General features: G+C 30.6%; 17 protein-coding genes. 7 read left to right on the top strand and 10 right to left on the bottom strand.

All coding sequences use genetic code 11. The features are described 5' to 3' along the window. Positions 1–55: 55 nt before the first annotated feature. The 3 genes from ACH5TW_RS05555 to ACH5TW_RS05545 all read right to left on the bottom strand — a co-directional run bounded on the left by ACH5TW_RS05555 (position 56) and on the right by ACH5TW_RS05545 (position 3,638). A complete protein-coding gene (locus tag ACH5TW_RS05555) occupies positions 56–1,357 on the bottom strand; it encodes a tyrosinase family protein (protein ID WP_439335501.1) in 1,302 nt (433 codons plus the stop codon). 579 nt (positions 1,358–1,936) lie between these two features. Next, positions 1,937–2,416, bottom strand: coding sequence for an Lrp/AsnC family transcriptional regulator (locus ACH5TW_RS05550; RefSeq protein ID WP_439335500.1), 480 nt, complete (start codon positions 2,414–2,416; stop codon positions 1,937–1,939). Between the two features lie 70 nt (positions 2,417–2,486). Continuing rightward, positions 2,487–3,638, bottom strand: coding sequence for a M14 family metallopeptidase (locus ACH5TW_RS05545; RefSeq protein WP_439335499.1), 1,152 nt, complete (start codon positions 3,636–3,638; stop codon positions 2,487–2,489). Positions 3,639–3,931: 293 nt separating this feature from the next. Between ACH5TW_RS05545 and ACH5TW_RS05540 the strand changes: the two genes are divergently transcribed. Next, on the top strand, positions 3,932–4,309 hold the full coding sequence (locus ACH5TW_RS05540; RefSeq protein WP_439335498.1) for a helix-turn-helix domain-containing protein: 378 nt from the start codon (positions 3,932–3,934) through the stop codon (positions 4,307–4,309). Between the two features lie 38 nt (positions 4,310–4,347). After that, on the top strand, positions 4,348–4,716 hold the full coding sequence (locus ACH5TW_RS05535; RefSeq protein WP_439335497.1) for a DNA topoisomerase IV: 369 nt from the start codon (positions 4,348–4,350) through the stop codon (positions 4,714–4,716). Positions 4,717–4,721: 5 nt separating this feature from the next. Here the strand turns inward: ACH5TW_RS05535 and ACH5TW_RS05530 are convergent, their stop codons facing one another. Further along, the gene (locus ACH5TW_RS05530; protein ID WP_439335496.1) at positions 4,722–5,222 is read right to left on the bottom strand and encodes a hydrolase; all 501 of its coding nucleotides are present in this window, start codon (positions 5,220–5,222) and stop codon (positions 4,722–4,724) included. Between the two features lie 12 nt (positions 5,223–5,234). Next, on the bottom strand, positions 5,235–5,996 hold the full coding sequence (locus ACH5TW_RS05525; protein WP_439335495.1) for an MBL fold metallo-hydrolase: 762 nt from the start codon (positions 5,994–5,996) through the stop codon (positions 5,235–5,237). Between the two features lie 247 nt (positions 5,997–6,243). Here ACH5TW_RS05525 and ACH5TW_RS05520 point away from each other — a divergent pair, with 247 nt between their 5' ends. Next, positions 6,244–7,707 (top strand): TonB-dependent receptor, encoded by a 1,464-nt coding sequence (locus ACH5TW_RS05520; protein WP_439335494.1) that lies wholly within the window; start codon positions 6,244–6,246, stop codon positions 7,705–7,707. Between the two features lie 53 nt (positions 7,708–7,760). On the opposite strand, the gene bcp is transcribed toward ACH5TW_RS05520, so the two are convergent. Continuing rightward, the gene (gene bcp, locus ACH5TW_RS05515; protein ID WP_439335493.1) at positions 7,761–8,213 is read right to left on the bottom strand and encodes a thioredoxin-dependent thiol peroxidase; all 453 of its coding nucleotides are present in this window, start codon (positions 8,211–8,213) and stop codon (positions 7,761–7,763) included. A gap of 121 nt (positions 8,214–8,334) precedes the next feature. Here bcp and ACH5TW_RS05510 point away from each other — a divergent pair, with 121 nt between their 5' ends. Further along, positions 8,335–8,994 (top strand): endonuclease III domain-containing protein, encoded by a 660-nt coding sequence (locus ACH5TW_RS05510; RefSeq protein ID WP_439335492.1) that lies wholly within the window; start codon positions 8,335–8,337, stop codon positions 8,992–8,994. A 29-nt stretch (positions 8,995–9,023) separates the two neighbouring features. Here ACH5TW_RS05510 and ACH5TW_RS05505 read toward each other — a convergent pair whose 3' ends face one another. Next, positions 9,024–9,167: a hypothetical protein gene (locus ACH5TW_RS05505; RefSeq protein ID WP_439335491.1), complete on the bottom strand. Its 144-nt coding sequence runs from the start codon at positions 9,165–9,167 to the stop codon at positions 9,024–9,026. 57 nt (positions 9,168–9,224) lie between these two features. After that, positions 9,225–9,809, bottom strand: coding sequence for an RNA polymerase sigma factor (locus tag ACH5TW_RS05500; RefSeq protein WP_439335490.1), 585 nt, complete (start codon positions 9,807–9,809; stop codon positions 9,225–9,227). Positions 9,810–10,046: 237 nt separating this feature from the next. On the opposite strand from ACH5TW_RS05500, the gene uvrA reads away from it, so the two are divergent. Next, positions 10,047–12,830, top strand: a complete 2,784-nt coding sequence (uvrA, locus tag ACH5TW_RS05495) for an excinuclease ABC subunit UvrA (protein WP_439335489.1) — start codon at positions 10,047–10,049, stop codon at positions 12,828–12,830. A 424-nt stretch (positions 12,831–13,254) separates the two neighbouring features. Further along, entirely contained in the window at positions 13,255–15,957 is a 2,703-nt protein-coding gene (locus tag ACH5TW_RS05490; protein WP_439335488.1) for a T9SS type A sorting domain-containing protein, read from the top strand. A gap of 70 nt (positions 15,958–16,027) precedes the next feature. On the opposite strand, the gene ACH5TW_RS05485 is transcribed toward ACH5TW_RS05490, so the two are convergent. Further along, on the bottom strand, positions 16,028–17,128 hold the full coding sequence (locus tag ACH5TW_RS05485; protein ID WP_439335487.1) for a DUF3667 domain-containing protein: 1,101 nt from the start codon (positions 17,126–17,128) through the stop codon (positions 16,028–16,030). 287 nt (positions 17,129–17,415) lie between these two features. Next, positions 17,416–18,288 (bottom strand): cupin-like domain-containing protein, encoded by an 873-nt coding sequence (locus ACH5TW_RS05480; RefSeq protein WP_439335486.1) that lies wholly within the window; start codon positions 18,286–18,288, stop codon positions 17,416–17,418. A gap of 427 nt (positions 18,289–18,715) precedes the next feature. On the opposite strand from ACH5TW_RS05480, the gene ACH5TW_RS05475 reads away from it, so the two are divergent. Continuing rightward, the gene (locus ACH5TW_RS05475) at positions 18,716–19,960 is read left to right on the top strand and encodes a hypothetical protein (RefSeq protein ID WP_439335485.1); all 1,245 of its coding nucleotides are present in this window, start codon (positions 18,716–18,718) and stop codon (positions 19,958–19,960) included. Positions 19,961–20,040: the final 80 nt, after the last annotated feature.

Genomic DNA, 20,040 nt, shown 5'->3' with positions numbered 1-20,040 from the left:
ATATACCTTTTTTAGTATCTAAATCTGGTTTGTAATTTTCAAATATCATTGGGAGTTATAATTTTATTAATTCTTTATTAAATATTACATTACTATTTCTACTAATTTGTAAAACATAATTCCCTGGCATCAAACCAGCTAAATTAATATCTGTATTGGTAGCATTATTTAATGTTTTATTCATCTCAATATCATTTTGGGAATTCAAAATTTCAATTTCACAAGGCTCACAAACATCTTTAAACTCTAATCCTAAATTGTCTTTTCTTCTAGGATCTATAAATGTTTTAACTTCTTGAATTAATCCACCTGTAGTATAAACATTTTCAACAATCCTAAAATTAGTATAGAAACTTTTCTTATCTGTTTTTTTTCTAGAAGTTTTGCTAAACGTAGTAATATCATAATCAGTATCAAGTTTAGCTATAAATCCAGATCCTTCTTGTGCATGAAATCCTGGTTTTAAAATAATATTATTTACAGATTCAAATTTTGCTTTTTTTGAAGAAGGTATTATAAAATCATCCTTAGCTTCAATGGTGTATTGATAATAAAAAACTTCTTCTTGAGTACGATACGTATTATTAACTGTATAGTTATATAATTCAGCTAACTGATTTTCAGCATAAAACACCCCCCAAGTTTTAGAATCAATCATATTATCTGGGTTTACAGCTGGTAATGTAACTCCTGCTGAAGTTTGACTAACACCATCATATCTAGGCAAAAGGTTTTTAATATATAAATCATCACCAGAAGAATAGCCATGTAACTCTACCCAATCTTGCCAAAGTTTATCAACCATACCGTGGTGTAAATAAAATATAGGGTCTCGTGGAGAATTACCACTAGCCATAACTCCTCCAGTCCAAGCATGTCCACCTACATGAACATCACCTCTTTCTACTGCATTTGAGTAAAGATATATATCTGAACTAGTAGCCTGTGTTGTTGAAATGACACCTGCTGTTGGTAATGTGCCATTATTATAGATTCTATCTAAATTCCATAAAGCATCAAACCCACCCATAAAAGCAGGATCCCAAAGTTTACCAGGTGTAATGTCGTAAGTATTATCTAATGTCCAGTCCCAATAAGGAATAGATATTTTAGAATTAATATTTTGCATAGCCTGCTCTAATTCAAACATTTGCCTTCTATGCCATGGAAAAAACACATCCTTTTCTGGCTGAGTTGGTAAATTAAAATGAATGTCATCAAAATTAAAGTCATGATAATTTGCTAAATCGTTAACTAAATTTATTACATCAGGTGTTCCTGGATCATCATCATGATCATAATCGGCTTCTAAATCTTTAAAGGCTTGTACTAACTCATCCTTCTCAGATTGAGTCATTTCATTATAATTTTTACGAATACTTTGCGAGTAAATATTAGATATACAAAAAATAAAAAATAACAGTGTGTATTTTTTAAAATTTAAAAAATTAATATTTATTAATATTTTATATATCATAATTATTTAAAAACTATGTATTAAAATTATCATATAAAAAATGTGATAACTTAAATTATCTACTAAAATTTAAATTATATTTTGTAAAAAAAATTTAAGAGGGAAGTAATTACTGACTGCAAAAATTTATAATTAAAGTTAAATACAAAAAAAAATTAAATTTAAAATTTTGCTATTAATCAATTCAATTTCAAGAGTAATCAAAACAAATATAGATTTAAAATAAAAAAATAGAGTGAGCTTTTTTTTTATTTCGATTAAGTATAAATTTTAGACGTTTAATAACATTATACTTGCAAGCATAATAATTTTAGCCGATTTAATATTCTGTTTTTTTTAAGTCTGAATAAAATTTATTATATATAAGCACAGACTGTATTTAAAGCGTGTTTAGTGAATTTAGATTACAAAAAAAAGCCCTCAAATGAGGACTCTTTTTTGTATTGTTATATCTATTGTTTACATTTCATTAAAAATAGAATGCATCAAACGTTTTTTATCGTTAATACTTTCTTCTAAAGAAATCATAGTTTCTGTTCTATAAACGCCTTCTATATCGTCTAATTTAAAAATAATTTCTTTTGCATGCTCTGTACTTCTAGCTCTAATTTTACAGAAAATATTAAACTTACCTGTAGTTATATGTGCAACAGTTACAAAAGGTATTTCGTTTATACGCTCTAAAACAAACTTAGTTTGTGATGTGTTATTTAGATAAACACCTACGTAAGCAATAAAAGAGTATCCTAATTTTTTATAATCTAAAGTTAATGAAGACCCTCTAATAATTCCAGCTTCTTCCATTTTTTTTACACGTACATGTACTGTTCCTGCAGATATTAATAATTTTTTAGCAATGTCAGTAAACGGAATTCTTGTGTTATCGATTAACATGTCAAGAATTTGATGATCAATTTCGTCTAATTTAATTTTCCCCATAATTAACTATTCTTAAATATAAAGCAAAATTAATACATTTTTAGTAATAATTACACATTAAACATGTAGTTTATTTTATTAATAATGAGATTTTTTCATTATTCAATATTACGAAAACGTTTTCGTAACTAACTTCCGCAAGTAAATTGTTTTCTCCATACACTTCTAAGCCTTTGGCATCAAATTCTTTATGTCCAAAAAAAGCTTTCAAATTTTCAACTTTTTCAAGTTTAGGAATAAAATTGATCGTTCCATCTATCAATTTTTCCTGATAAAGAAATGCTATATCAACAATTTCACCATCGGTTCCATTCTTAGCATTTCTTATAATTATATCGTAAAAACATTTATCATTTTCTGGAATTTGTAAATATGACTCATATTTTTTTCCTTCAACTTCATTCTTAGAAATATAATCAAGAGACTCTAAAAGTGATACGTATATATATTTTCGAGTTTGTTCTCGTTCATAATCATTGTAATAATGTCCAGCTTCAAACAAAATAGTAGGTACGTTTTCACTTTGAAAAGTATCTCCAACGCAATTTAAGTTAAAAGCATCGTCATAAACTCCCACATGATTAGGAATTAATTCTTGTAAAGCATTATTCATAACAGCAATTACCTCCATAGCTATTTTTCTATTAGGTGTAATAGTACATGCTTTATCTTGAGCAGGCGCTAAAAATGATACTGTTGCAGGTTTATTAGATGTTCCCGCACTAAAAATAGTGCGCTGGCCATGTAAATTATAACAAAAATTAGGTTTAAAACGGTTAAAAGCATCTCTAAGCACTTTACTTTCTGGTTGCGACAAATCTTGTGCATCTCTATTTAAATCTACGGCATTAGCGTTAATACGTGTATAGGCTTTAGCGCCATCAGGGCTTAAAATTGGTATAATGTATAAAGTACAAGCCTCTAAAATATATTCCAAATTAGCTGTTTTATCCAATAATGTATTTAGCAAGTCGAATAATGCCTTTGTAGTTGTAGATTCATTTCCATGCATTTGAGACCACATCAATATTCGTTTGTTGCCATGTCCTATTTTCAATCCATAAATAGAATCGTTTAAAACAGATTTACCAATAGTTTCAATTTTCACATCAGCACTTATATTTTTTAACAAATAACTAATATCATTATTAGTTATATACCTTCCTCTAAGTCTTGCTTCTTTATGAGTTAAATAAAGTGATTTAATATCTTCTACTTTCATCAAAATTAAATTAGGATACAAATGTAAACAAATACTATTTTACATTTGTAAACAGTTAAAACAAGTATATATGTTTACACAAGTATACATTCTAAATGATTTTTATTCAATCTAAATGCAAAAGTAAATTCATAAAACACAATTTCTAATTAAAAATTTGTTTTTCAGCAGATTAAAACCAACTACATAAAGTTAAAATTTACCAATACCACACATTGTACGGTGTTTTTTATTTCTATTTCATGTTATATTGTTACATTTGTAAAATACTTAACACTCAATTTCGGTTTACAATGATAAACAGTGAAGAATTTACTAAAAGACTCCAAAAAGTAATAGATTATTACGGGGAATCGGCTTCTTCTTTTGCTGAAAAAATAAGTGTACAACGTTCTAGTATTTCGCATATTTTATCTGGTAGAAACAAACCTAGTTTAGAATTTATTTTAAAAATTCTTTCTGCTTTTCCTGAAGTTGAATTGTATTGGCTATTGAATGGCAAGGGCACATTTCCTGTTTTACAGAATACAGAAATAAAAAAGAACAACTCATCTCCTATTTTATTCAATGAAAAAGTTGTAACTAAAAAACAAAAAGGTAATGACTCTAAAAAAATAGAACGTATCATTATATTTTATTCTGACGGAAGTTTTGAAAATTTTCAGAATTGATAATTTTCTTTAGTAGTTTTGTTAATCAAATAAATTTTATGAGATTTTTTTACATTCTTCTATTAATTCTAGTAACTAGTTGCTACGAAAATACCAGAAATTGCAGTGATTTTAAAACAGGTGAATTCTATAGTGAAGTTACCATAAATGGCGAGTTATTTAAATCTATATTTAAAAGAGATAAAAATATACAAGTTGAGATTTACGATACAAAAAAAGATTCATCAGAACTTAGGTGGATAAATAATTGTGAGGTTGTATTTAAAACTATAAACCCTAAAAACATGGCCGAACGAAAAGATATTCATCTAAAAATACTCACCACAACTGATTCATCGTACACTTACGAGTACTCATATGTCGGTGAAACAAAAAAACAAAAAGGAGTTGCTTATAAAGTTAAGTAAGACTCTTATTCTAAAGGATATAAGAAAGATTCAGAAAGTTCAAAATCAATTGTTTTATCTTCGTTAACATAATAACGCAATAAAACTTCTCCCCAAAATTCTCCATCTGAAAAATTAGCTATTAACCATTTATGATTTAATAATTTCACTGTATTAATCAACATTCTCCTACCTTCACTAGAAACATAAGGAATCAAAGGATGCTCTCCTTTTACTGTATTTAATTCATAAAGCGCATCTTTAATAACAGGAATTAATTCATCAATATTATATCCGTCGTTTTCAAAATAACTAATAGCATCTTCATTATTTTCTATATTAAAATGAGATATGTCTGCAATTTTATTTTGCAACACAAGTACAGAGTCTTTATATTTTTCTGATAAATTTTTATAACCTTCTAATTTACGATCCATATCTTCAAATACTCTTTTTGCATTAACATATTGAAACAAAACAAGCAATATTGAAAACACAAACAGATACATGAATATTTTCTTTTTCATCCTTACTAAACTTTATAAATTTATTTGTAAACCATCATATGCCAAAAATACATTTTTTGGTAATATTTTTTCTACTTCTTCATGAAAACCTAATAAATGACTTATATGTGTTAAATAGGCTTTTTCTGGATTCACCTTATTAATAAACCGTAAAGCCTCATCTAAATTAAAATGAGAGTGATGTGATTCTAATCGAAGCGCATTAACAACTAATACTTTAACATTTTTAATTTTTTCAATTTCTTCATCTTTAATAGTCTTTACGTCTGTTAAATACGCAAAATCATTAAACTTAAATCCAAAAACCTGCAAGTCTGCATGCTTCACATTTACAGGAATAATTTCTAAATTATTTAACTTAAAAGGTTTGTTTTTAATACGATTTGTAATAACGGTTGGCGCTCCAGGATATTTGTTCTTAGTAGCAAAAACATAATCAAATCTTTTACGTAACGATTTTAATACTCGTTTATGTGCATATATCGGAATATCACCTTGCCTAAAATAAAAAGGTCTAATATCATCAAACCCCATAACATGGTCTGAATGCTCATGAGTAAAAAGGATACCGTCAATTTTATCACATTCAGCGCTCAGCATTTGATATCTAAAATCGGGACCACAATCTATAACATATGCATAATCATCCCATTCTATTAAAACAGAAACTCGTAAACGCTTATCCTTTTTATTATTACTTAAACAAACAGGATGCTTACTCCCTATTACTGGAATTCCTTGTGATGTTCCTGTACCTAAAAAAGTTATCTTCAAAAAAAAATATTTAATATTAATTACTTTATATTATTAATCTGAACAGCTGTGAAGATGACAAATTATAATTAATTGACTTTGTTATTCATAATATACAATGTGCTTTTTTAATGATATCTTAAAATATTAAATTCAAAACACCTTCAATCTAAAAGCAAGGCTTCTTCCGAACAAATTTAAGGTTATTTTTTTTTTTACTTCTATTATTTGATACCTTTGTTTAACACATTAGTAACCCAAAAAGAGCATGGAAATTAGGATTAAAGGTGATAAAGAGTTTAATGATATCCCTTCGTTAAAATCAAAAGCACTTCGCATAAATTTAAACGAAAATATTTACGGATCATTTGCCGAAATTGGCGCAGGACAAGAAACCTGTAGACATTTCTTTAGAGCCGGTGGCGCATCTGGAACGATAGCCAAAGCCATGTCTGCTTATGATAAGAATTTTAGTGACGCTATTTATGGAGCAGAAGACGATGGTCGTTACGTAACAGAAGCACGTTTAAGAAAAATGCTAACCCATGAAATGAACCTCATGGAAAATAGGCTTACCCGTAAAGAAAATCCAAGTAAAATATTTTTTACTTACGCGAACACCGTTGCAACCATTGACTTTGCTAAACAATTTAAAGGTCACGGATGGGTTGGTATAAAATATCAAGTTGAAGAAAATGGCGATTATAATGAAATTATTTTACACGTTCGTTTTAAAGAAACAGATGCACGCTTACAACAAGAAACACTTGGTGTATTAGGGACTAATCTTATTTACGGTGCATTCTATAAATACAACGAACCTAAAAAATTATTACGCTATTTATATGACCACCTAGATAAAGATCAATTAGAAATTGACACAATAAATTTCTCAGGCCCTGTATTTAAAAATGTCGACAACCGTTTAATGAGTTTACAACTTGTTAAAAATGGCATGACAGATGCCGTAATGTTTGGTCCTGATGGTACCAACGTTTTACCAGCAAAAGTTTTTTACAAAAAAAACATATTAGCACTTCGTGGTAGTTTTAGACCTGTTACCAAAGTAAACATGGCTATGTATGAGAAATCATATAACATGTTTATAAAAGAAAACAAAGTAGACAAAGACAAAACAGTTGTTGTATTTGAAATAACACTTTCTAACTTAAGAGCTGAGGGAGAAATTGACGAGCAAGATTTTATTGACAGAGCTGATTTATTATGTTCTCTCGGACAATCTGTAATGATTTCAAATTTCCAAGAATACTTTAAAGTAGTTGAGTATTTCTCTAACTACACAAAAGCTAGAATGGGATTAGCTATGGGAGTTAGTAATTTAATAGATATTTTTGATGAGAAATACTACCGTCATATGAGCGGAGGTATTTTAGAAGCATTTGGTAAATTATTCTTTAAAGATTTAAAAGTATACCTATACCCAATGAAAGATGAAAAAACAGGTGAATTAATTACTAGTGATAATTTAAAAGTATACCCACGTATGAAAGAATTATACAAGTTCTTTAAATACAACGGAAAAGTTATAGACATAGAAGACTACGACGAAACTATTATGAATATATTTTCTCGTGAAATACTAAGAATGATTACTGAAGGAGAAAACGGATGGGAGAATATGGTGCCTGAAGGAACAGCAGAATTAATTAAAGACTACCGACTATTTGGTTACACTAGAAAAGCTTTAACATTAAAAGGTAGAAAAAAATAACAACAATTTATAAAACCTAAAAAAAGCGTCCATTTAAAAATGGACGCTTTTTTTTATTCTAAAATTTGAGCTGCGTGATCTTTTGTTTTTACTTTTTGAATAACACGTTCTACAATACCACTTTCATTAATTAAAAAAGTCATTCTATGAATACCATCATACTCTTTTCCCATAAACTTTTTTGGACCCCAAACACCAAAAGCATTAATAAGAGTCTTATCTTCATCTGCTAAAAGTGGAAAAGGAAATTCATATTTATTTTTAAAATTAGATTGCCTTTTTTCAGAATCAGCACTTACACCCAAGAGTTCGTATCCTTGCGCTTTTAAAACATCATAATTATCTCTTAAATTACAAGCTTCTGCAGTACACCCAGGTGTACTTGCCTTTGGATAAAAGAATACAACTAATTTCTTTCCTTTAAAATCGCTCAATGAAATAGTATTCCCTTTTTCGTCTTTAGCCGAAAAACTAGGAACCACATCTCCTTCTTTTAATGTTTTCATTTGTGTGTTTTTTTATAATTAATCATATTCTATTCACACAACCAATACTTTGATAGATTTCAAAATATTAGTTATGTTCATTTCATAGTATTAACTTTGATTTTTATCAAAAATACAACTTATGACTAAAAAAGAGAAGGTTAATTTCGTTATAAAAACTTTAAAAGAGTTTTATCCAACTATTCCTATTCCTCTAGACCATAAAGATCCATATACACTTTTAGTAGCTGTTTTACTTTCTGCGCAATGTACAGATGTGCGTGTCAATAAAATCACGCCTTTATTGTTTGCTAAAGCAGACAATCCTTTTGATATGGTTAAACTTACTATTGAAGAAATAAAAGAAATTATTAAACCCTGCGGACTTTCACCAATGAAAAGCAAAGGCATTTATGGCTTATCAAAAATACTTATAGAAAAACACAATGGAGAAGTCCCTCAAAGTTTTCAAGCTCTAGAAGAATTACCAGCTGTTGGACACAAAACCGCTAGTGTTGTTATTTCTCAAGCTTTTGGTGTTCCAGCATTTCCTGTAGACACTCATATTCATAGATTAATGTATCGTTGGAATTTAAGCAACGGGAAAAATGTTGCTCAAACCGAAAAAGACGCCAAACGCTTATTTCCAAAAGAATTATGGAATGATTTGCATCTTCAAATTATATGGTACGGACGCGAATATTCGCCTGCAAGAGGTTGGAACCTTGAAAAAGACACCATAACCAATACTATAGGAAGACAATCTGTAATTAACGATTATTATAAATTAAAAAAGTCCTAACAACTAATTAATTGTTAGGACTTTCATACTTAATTTAGAAGTGCTTCAAACTTCAATTTATTATAACTTATAACACTTAAAGCCTTAGAGTAATTTAGAAGAAATTTGACCGTTTCTTCTTTCGGTTTTAGATCGTTAATTTCAATAGATTTTTCAGAGTAAAGTTTTGCCATTTCTATATTTTAAAAATTAATTCAAAATAAAAACGCAATAACTTTTACTTTATTGTATTAATTAGTTAAAACAATATTATGCTTATCAATTATCTTTCTTAAATTAATTAATGCATAACGCATACGCCCCAGTGCAGTATTGATACTTACTCCTGTTCTATCTGATATTTCTTTAAAACTCATATCATTATAAATACGCATTAACAAAACTTCTCGCTGATCTTCAGGTAACTCATCTACTAAGCGCCTTACATCATTTTCAACTTGTTCTTTAATAATTGTTTTTTCAGCATTTAAGCTCGTGTCACTTAAAACAGAAAATATATTAAAATCGCCAGCATTATCAAATTTTGGCATTCTGTTATTTTTTCTAAAAAAGTCGATAACTAAATTATGAGAAATACGCATAACCCACGGTAAAAACTTACCTTCTTCATTGTAAGTACCACGTTTCAAAGTTCTAATAACTTTTATAAACGTATCCTGAAAAATATCTTCAGCAACATCTTTATCGTATACTTTTGAGTAAATAAAACTGTAAATTTTTTGCTTGTGTCTAACAATAAGCTGCTCTAAAGCGCTTTCATTACCTTTAATGTAGATACTAACTAGAGTAGCATCTGAAATAAGTTCTTGCTTCATAATAATTACTTTTATTGCATAGAAGAAGGGCTTCTTTGCTTGGGGGTTACATAGTTTAAAAGTAATATTATGCTATAGGCGTGAGTTTTAACTGTTTATTAATAGCTTCAAATATAACAACAATCATTCCTAAAAAACAAGATTTAGCGACTTTTTTTACTTATTTATTCGATAAAATGCATTTTTTAAGCTGATTTACTTGTAGTATCTTTGCTTTATTATTCCTTTTAAAAGTCTATGAACACTACTATTTCTGAAGTTAACCCAAAAGAAAACATAATTATTAAAGGTGCAAAATTGCACAATTTAAAAAATATTGATGTTGTTATTCCAAGAAATAAATTAGTGGTTATTACAGGACTTTCAGGGTCTGGAAAGTCTAGTTTAGCTTTTGACACCTTATATGCCGAAGGACAAAGACGCTATGTTGAAAGCTTGTCTAGTTATGCACGTCAATTTTTAGGACGCCTTAATAAACCGAAAGTAGATTACATAAAAGGCATCGCTCCTGCTATAGCTATTGAACAAAAAGTAAACTCGACTAATCCGAGATCTACTGTTGGAACGACTACCGAAATTTATGATTATTTAAAACTATTATTCGCTAGAATTGGAAAAACCTATTCGCCTGTTTCCGGCAATGAGGTAAAAAAAGATACTGTTACTGATGTTTTAGAGTATTTAAAAACATTTCCCGAAAGAGAAAAACTCCTCCTACTCGCTCCTATTCATTTAGAAGAAGGACGAGACATAGAAGACAAACTAAAAGCCTTAAATCAACAAGGATACGCAAGAATTAAAGTAAATGATAGTATTATTAGAATTGATGAAGCAAAAAATATAAACGAAGACGACGACATCCTATTAGTTGTAGATAGAATTATCACAAAAAATGAGGATGACTTCTTTAATCGTTTAGCAGACGCTATACAAACTGCATTTTTTGAAGGTAAAGGCGAATGTTTTATTGAAACACTTACAAATAATAAACAACGTCATTTTAGTAATAAATTTGAACTAGATGGCATTACATTTTTAGAGCCCAATGTACACCTTTTCAGCTTTAACAATCCGTATGGAGCTTGCCCTAAATGCGAAGGTTATGGTGATATTATAGGTATTGATGATGATTTAGTTATTCCAAACACCGGATTATCAGTTTATGAAAATGCCATTTTTCCTTGGCGTGGTGAAAGCATGAGTTGGTACAAAGATCAGCTAGTTAATAATTCGCATAAATTTAATTTCCCTATTCACAAACCTTATTTTGAATTGAGTAAGGAGCAAAAACAACTTATTTGGAATGGGAACGAACATTTTGAAGGTTTGAGTTCATTTTTTGCCGAATTAGAATCTAAAGCATATAAAATACAAAACCGTGTCATGTTATCGCGTTACCGCGGAAAAACAACATGTAAAGCATGTAATGGCAAACGCTTACGAGAAGAAGCTAATTATGTAACAATTGCAGGGGCAACAATTACCGATTTAGTTGAAATGCCTTTAGATAAGCTAACAAGCTTCTTTAAGCAATTAGAATTAAACGATTACGACACTCAAATAGCAAACAGATTATTAAAAGAAATAAACAACCGACTTGCTTTTCTTGCCAATGTAGGTCTTGATTATTTAACACTTAACAGACGATCTAACACATTGTCTGGAGGCGAAAGTCAACGTATTAACTTAGCAACCTCATTAGGCAGTAGTCTTGTTGGGTCTATGTATATTTTAGACGAACCTAGTATTGGTCTTCATCCAAAAGATACCGAACGCCTCATTCTTGTTTTAAAACAATTACGTGATTTAGGAAACACCGTTATTGTTGTTGAACATGACGAAGATATTATGAAAGCTGCCGATAACATTATTGATATTGGCCCAGAAGCAGGAACGCTTGGCGGCCATGTAGTAGCCAACGGAACTTTCGCTAATATTATGGATTCAAATTCATTAACAGCTCAGTATTTAAACGAAACTTTAAAGATTGAAGTTCCTAAAAAACGTCGAGAATCCAAATATTTTATAGATATAAAAGGTTCTCGCGAGAATAATTTAAAAAATATTGATGTCCGGTTTCCTCTAGGAATGCTCACCGTTGTAACAGGTGTTTCTGGTAGTGGGAAAAGCACACTTGTTAAAAAAATTCTATTCCCTGTTTTACAAAAAAAACTAACAGATTTTGGAGATAAACCAGGACAATTCACTGCATTAGAAGGGAATTACAGCAACATTACGCAAATTGAATTTGTAGATCAAAATCCTATCGGGCGGTCTTCAAGATCTAACCCCGTTACATACATTAAAGCCTATGATGATATTCGAGCTTTGTTTTCAAAACAAAAGCTGAGTACCATTAGAAACTACCAAGCGAAACATTTTTCATTTAACGTAGATGGCGGACGTTGTGAAACTTGCAAAGGTGAAGGTGAAGTAACTATTGAAATGCAATTCATGGCAGATGTACATTTAGAATGTGAGACTTGCAAAGGAAAACGCTTTAAAAAAGAAGTACTAGAAGTTGTGTTTGCTGGCAAAAACATAGATGACATCTTAAATTTAACCATTGATGATGCTATTACCTTTTTTGAAACAACAGAACAAACTAAAATTAAAAACAAACTACAACCCTTACAAGATGTTGGTTTAGGCTATGTAACTTTAGGACAAAGCTCTTCTACACTTTCTGGAGGCGAAGCACAACGTATTAAATTGGCCTCTTTTTTAGGCAAAGGAAGCAATAAAGCAAAAGCGCTTTTCATTTTTGACGAACCAACTACTGGTTTACATTTTCATGACATTCAAAAATTATTAAAATCGTTTAATGCTTTGATTGAAAATGGCCATTCTATCATTGTTGTAGAACACAATATAGAACTTATTAAATGCGCCGACCATATTATTGATTTAGGTCCCAAAGGCGGAGAAACAGGAGGCAATATTGTTGCTACTGGAACTCCTGAAGAGATTACTAATATTGAAGCTTCTGAAATTGGTAAGTATTTAAAAAAGAAGCTATAACCAATTACTATTAGCTTCTTGTTTAAATAAAATTTTAGTTTTGATTAATTTTAGTCCATACACCATATTTTAACGACTTTAGAAGACCTGTATTTAAAACATAACTATTTAAATTTACTCATATATAAAACTACAACATAATTTACATATTTATTTTTCTATTATTATAAATCGTTTCTAAAACAGCTTTCCTCCACACTCCTCTCACCTCAACCCATATTTGTTACTTTTAATCTAATAAAATGTAAAAAACAGTTAATTATTAACTAAAAACATTTACAAACTAATACCTACCCAATATTTATAAAATTGTTCATCGGTCAAAAATAACATTGAATAATTGTTAAATTACCAATATTAGTACACTGATTAGAAGATATTAACAATTATTAATTAAAAATTTTTAACTAAACTTTATTACATTATGAAGAAACAAATTACACTTTTAATACTAATGCTATTTGTAGCCTTGGTATCAACTCAGATGGAAGCACAAGCAAAAAAAGTGCTTTATTTGGCAAACGGAGCTCAAGAAACATATAACGGAGGCTTTACAACTTCTGCTCCTGGTGATGATGCTATTACTAGAATGCTTGATGCAGATGTGAATTTTGAAATTACTACTACTGGTCGAATAGACGGTGGAGGAGCAATATTGGGAGGAGATCCTGAGGCTGCTATCACAGATCTTTCTGTATACGACTTAATCATTTGTCAAGAAAGTATTTCTTCTGGAAGCGCTGCATGGTCAAGTGCCGCTACAGGTGGTCCATTAGCTCTAAAAAACCTAACAGTTCCTGTTATTTTCTGTAAAAATGAAGCTTTTAGAAATGGTAAAGCTATTACAGATGCTGATGCTGGAATAGCTAAAAACAAAAAAGACCTTTCAGTTACCGTACCAGTTGTAAACCAATCTCATGAGCTATTTAATGGTATTGATTTTTCAGCAGGTGGTGATGTTGAAATCAAACTTTTCCTTGAAACTGCTAATGGTAATGGTACTAACGGAAATGACGGTCTTAAAATCCTTAACAATTTAGACATGTCTTCTGCAGCTGCTGGCACCTTAGCGACCACTGCAGAAGTAATTGATCCTGCAGAAGCTATTGTAATTAATCATATTCCTGCTGGCACTGAATTAGGCGAAGATTCAACTGATAAAGCTAGCGTAGATATAGTAGTATTCGGTTTTAGTTATGGTGTTCAAGTAAGAGGTGATGGTGCTAACATAACTTCTGAAGCATTAACTATTTGGAGAAATGCTGCTTACAAGCTTACAGGCCTAACAGTTCCTACTACTCTATATGTGAACACTGAAGCTGCAAAACAATTACTTTATTTAAACCAAGTTGGTGTTGGACAAGGTGTTGATGCTTCAGCTCCTGGACAAGATCCTGTAATTAATATGCTTATTAATGACCCTAACTTTTTTGTTACATATACAGAAACAGCTTCAGATGGTAGCGGTGTGCCAGATTTATCTAACTTCGATTTGGTAGTTGCTCAAGAAACATTTAGTTCTGGTGGTGCTTTATTTCAACCAGGAGGTGTTCTAGGTGTAAAAGATGTTACTATTCCTATTATATACAACAAAACATGGGCGTTTAGAGATGGTAAAGCAGTTACTGATACTGATGCCGCAGTTACTGGAACCCAAAACCTTTCAGTGACTGTAGATCCAAGTAACCAAAGTCATGGGCTTTTTAGCGGAATTGATTTTAGTGGCGGAAACGATATTAGAATTTTCAAAGCTGCTACTGCTAGTGATGATGGTACTGCAGGTGGAGGAAACAAAGCTATTGATATTTTAAACGACTTAGATATCGCTCCTGCTGCAGGTAGTTTAGCTACTGTACCTGAAGTTACTGATGCAGCTAAAGCTTTTGTAATTAACTACCTTCCATCTGGAACTCAACTTGGTGAAGCTGCTACAGATAAGCTTACTGTAGATGCTGTAGCTTTATCTTTTAGCTATGGAGCAATGATAATGGGAGACGGTGCAAACATTAGCCCTGAAGCATTAACTATATGGAGAAATGCTGCCTATGTGCTTACTGGGCAAACAACACCTACGAATGTGGTAGCAAATGGAGCATATTTCATTCCTAAAAAAGTACTTTATTTAAATCAAGCTGGCGTTGGTCAAGGTGCTGGTGCTTCAGCTCCTGGAGCTGACCCAGTTATCAACATGTTAATTGCTGACCAAAATTTTGACGTTACTTATTTTGAAGCTATGGCTGACGGTAGTGATGTTCCTGATCTTTCTGGATTTGATTTAGTAATTGCTCAAGAAACTTTTAGTTCTGGTGGTGCTATTTTTCAACCAGGAGGTGCTCTAGGTATAAAAGATGTTACAATTCCTATTATATATAACAAAACATGGGCATTTAGAGATGGTAAAGCTGTAACTGATAATGATGCTACTGTGACTGGTACTCAAAATGTTTCAGTTACTGCCGTTAATCCATTAAACCCATTATTTAGTGGAATTGATTTAAGTGGTGGAAACGATATAAGAATTTTCTCTTCAGCTACTGCTAACGATGATGGTAGTATTGGTGGTAATAAAGGTATAGACGTATTAAACAATTTAGATATCTCAAGTGCAGCAGCCGGAGCTGCAGCAACAGTTCCTGAAGTTACTGATGCCGCTCAATCTTTTGTAATTAACTATCTACCTGCTGGAACTTCATTTGGAACATCAGGAACAGACGTACTTACAGTAAATGCTGTAGCATTTTCATTTAGCTATGGAGCAATGGTAATGGGAGATGGTGCAAACATAAGTCCTGAAGCATTAACTATATGGAGAAATGCTGCTTACTGGCTGACATTCGGACCTACAGAGGTTCCTACAACTTTAGTTGCAAACCCAGATTTCGTATTAGGAGTTGATAAAGTTGGAGAAGCTTCTAAAGTATCATCTAATATTAAAGCAATAGGAAGCAGAGTTTATTTATCTAATGTAAAATCTAAAACAGAAGTAAATATTTATAGTATTTCTGGAGCTTTAGTTAAAACATTCAAGACTAATGAGGATACAAATTTTGAATTCAAATCTGGTCTTTGGATTGCTACAGTAAAAACTTTTGAAGGTGAAAAAGCCGTTAAATTTATTACTAAGTAATTTGTTTTAAACAAAAATTAAATATTTAAAAAGGGTGCGTGTTTTACGCACCCTTTTTTATTATTATAATTTAATAAGACAAAAAAGCAAATACTCCCAAGAAAAAAACGGTTAAAGGTGCTACAAAAGCCAAAAACAAAAACGAAACAACACTGCCTTTAATAAAGCTTTTAAAAACCCCTTGTTGATAAAAACGTTGCAGCGCTATAAGCAGATATCCAAAGCTTGAAATTGCAATTAACAAATCAATCCAATCAGGGATATCTAGAATAAAATTAACACCAATTATAACACTAAAAACAACAAACAAAAAAGAAAAATAGTAAAAGCTAAATACTAAATGATGCGCATAGGTACCTCGTTTTCGATAAAACAATTTTAATAACACAGCAAAAATTGGCAGCAAAAAGAACATCGCAATAGGTACAGCATCATAAAAAACTTGTAATATACTTCCGCCTTGCCTTGATTTATAAAATTTTAAAGCCTGAGCATACAAACGTTTACTAAACCAATTGGCATCAGTACGCATCCCCATCGCATTATATAGTAGATCATCTGAAACATTTAAAGTGATTAAGGAATCTAACTCCTTTTGATTAAAATCGAAAGGTTGAATACCATTCTTTTTATAATCATCAGCATTCACTAACGAGTCTATTTTCGCTCCAGGCATACCTGTTAAAAACCTATTATCATTTAAAGGCTTCTCCAATTCACTTCTAGTAATAGAATCTTCTTTCTGTTCTTTAAATAAAGCAACAGCTTGTAAAGAATCTCTAACATTTGCATTACTTATAGTATCCAAAACCTTTGCTTTAGGTAAGCTTTTTGCCAGCTGCTTATCTAAACTCTGCACTTGATCGCGCTGAATAAAAGAAAACAAAAAGAAAAACACCACCGTAATAAATAAATACATTTGAGCTGGATGTAAATACAATAAACGCTTTCCCTCTATAAATTTAGACGCCAAATAACCAGGTTTGAATAACAAAGGAATAAAACTCTTAAAAAAACGCGCATCAAACGAAAAGTAATTACTTATTGTATTATAAAACAAAACTCCAAGTGTTAGGGCATCATTTACTTTTTGTCCACAATGCGGGCAAAACTTAAACTTCTTTTTAAATTTCTGCTCACAATTTTTACAGGTCTCTAATACTTTTGGCATAAAATTAATTGATTTTTATAAAAATACTAAAAAAAGCAGCAAGCATCACACACTTATACAGCACTCAAAATTAGCTATTTAAGTTTTCGGTACGCAAATTTAAAACTAAACCACAATAGCGCAAACCGAAAAGCTAAAGAGTAGGCGAAATTATAAATCCTATGATTATGAAGAGAACAGTACTTTTGTTTGCAGGTTTGTTAGTAGGGTTAACAACTGCGTCAGCAAAAACATTTAAAACCGACGATTAGCATTTGCTTTAAAGTCAAATACATTTATCTTATTATTTAAGCATACTTACTTATTATTTCACCATCAACCACCTTATGGCAAGTACAATTATTCTTTTTCTTATAGTAGCCTCTACAATGTAATCTATATTGAATTCCTTCAATAGTTTCAGTTATTAAGACATCTTTTAAAAGAGCTCCAAAGTTATTAATACTTATTGACATATCAATTGATTTAACATAATGCCACCATTTTCTTGGTATAAACAAAACATCTCCTGGCTCTAAGACTGTACTAAAAAAATCAACATCTTGAATTTTCGGGTGCTTTTCTTTATTGTAATTATTAATATCAACTTCGCTAGAAACAGCTCCTAAATCAAATTTATCGCTAACATACATACTGTTACTTTGTTTAGGAGAAGCTAAAACCACCTGTTTCCTTCCCATAACTTGAGCTAACATATTATTCAAAGAATCCTGATGAAATCCTGTCACAGTGCCTTTTGGGCCTATCCATCCATAAACATTATTTTTTTTTGTATACTTAGTAAAAATAGACAGATCTATATCTTCATTTAAATGTGGAAAACGTGAAAAAATGTTAAATAAGGTCAAATATGCTGGGCTTTCACCTTTAATTTGATCTCCTTTTTTGATACTTTCAATATAAGAACTAAGATTTTGTTTAACAAAATCTGTTTCATTTTGATTATTTGCTCCTAACTCTAAAGATACCGGTTCTTCAGTTTCTAATCCTGAAAGAAAATCTAAACTCCATTTTGTTTTCGCTGGCCAATCATCTCCGTACCCTTTTAAAACAATGGGCTCACCTTTATTTAAGTATTTTTTTTTAAAATTCTTTGAATCAAAATTAGTAATCTTATTAATAGATTTACTTTTTGAGATTATTTGATCTAATATGTCCATACCTATAAAATTTTATACATATAAGTTTAAAAATAAATTATTTTAAAACATTAAAAAAAAATATACGACATGTAGTAATTATATATGTTTAACAGAAATAAATTATAACACTTTTAAATTCCTGTATATTAATGTAATAATTCTCAATCACACCAAAATAACAATTGAGATCGTTGCAACTATAAAAAGCTTTAAGTTTTTTTTATGTGATTCGTTTAACGAATATTAAAATAAAATCGTTTTTATACTTTATATAAAACGCTAAACGCAATTAGATCATTTTCCTCATAAAATCAAGTTGACACATATGAAACTTAAAAACTCACCAACTATATTTTTACTGATTTACAATCACTTAAACCATTCTTCTTGTTTTTGGCACGCTGTTTGTAATTACTAAAGTGTAGAACAATTAAAACATTCAATTATGAAAAAGATACTATTTATAATAACAGCTATATTCTTTACAGGATTTACTGTTACAGCAGCAACTAACACCTCAGAAAACACATCAACTATTTACAATAGAGGTTATGGTAACTCTTTCATTTTTGTAGAAGACGGTATTGAGTTCTCGGTTTTTCGTGATGGTCAATTCGATTTTAATATTTTAAGAGGCAATTCTCGTTTCAACGTTTCAATTGGTTCTCCAAACGTAAATATCAGTTTCAATTCTGGGCATGATTATAATGCTTATGTACAGTACGATGAGTTTGGTGCCATTATTCAAATAGAAAACACACCTATTTACTATGACTATTACGGACGTGTAGATCAAGTTGGTAATGTAAATATAAACTACAACAGCTACGGCTATATAAATCGTGTTGGCGGGTTATATGTTCATTATAATAGATACAATGCTTTTACTCACTGTTCTGGATTCATTAATATTTTTAATAGAGGTTATGTTTACAGACCATGGCACAGGTATTACAGTGTACCATCTTACAACCACTGTGTAGTTTACAATAGACCTTATAGACAATATTACACGCCTGTACGTTACACTTACAACAGACCGTTTTATAACAACTACAGACCTAGAACATCTGTAGCCACCAGACGAGGAAACACTATATATAGAAATAGAAAATATGCTACAGTAAATAGAAGCAACAGAAATGTAACTAAAATAAATAGGAAAGCTAATTCTAGACGTACCGTTGCATACAACAATACAAGTAGAAATACTAAAACGCATACAAATAGTAACAGAGAAACTACAAGACGTTATAATAATTCTACAGCAAACAATAGCACTAGAAAAAGCAACAATACCGCTAATAGAACAGTTAACAGAAGAGTAAACACAACAAGTACAAGAACACCTTCTAGAAATAATTCGCAAATAAACACGAAAAGAACTAGAGAAACCGTTAACAGAACAACAAGACCTAATACAAATAGTACTAGTACAAGAACAGTAACGCGAACTAGAAATAATACGGTTACTCAAAAACCAAAAAGCTCTAATACGCGTACATATAATAAGAGTAATAACAATACTAGAAATACACAACATGTAGCTACTAGAACAGTGCAAAGCAAACCAAGAACAACACAACGCACTGTAACAAGATCTACACAAAGTAGACCTAAAGCAACACAAAGCAGAAGTAGTAATTCTAGAAACAATACAAGATCGACAACAACACGCAGACGATCATAATAACTTTGGTTGGTTAGTTAAGAAAGCCCTTCGATAAGTTTGCCTCAAAGCAACATCGAGGGGTTTTCTGTTTTTAAGAA

This window comes from Thalassobellus sediminis, assembly GCF_044386045.1.
GTDB lineage: Bacteria > Bacteroidota > Bacteroidia > Flavobacteriales > Flavobacteriaceae > Thalassobellus > Thalassobellus sediminis.
The sequence above is the reverse complement of the archived record's forward strand: the minus strand, read 5'-3'. Positions and strand labels throughout refer to the sequence as shown.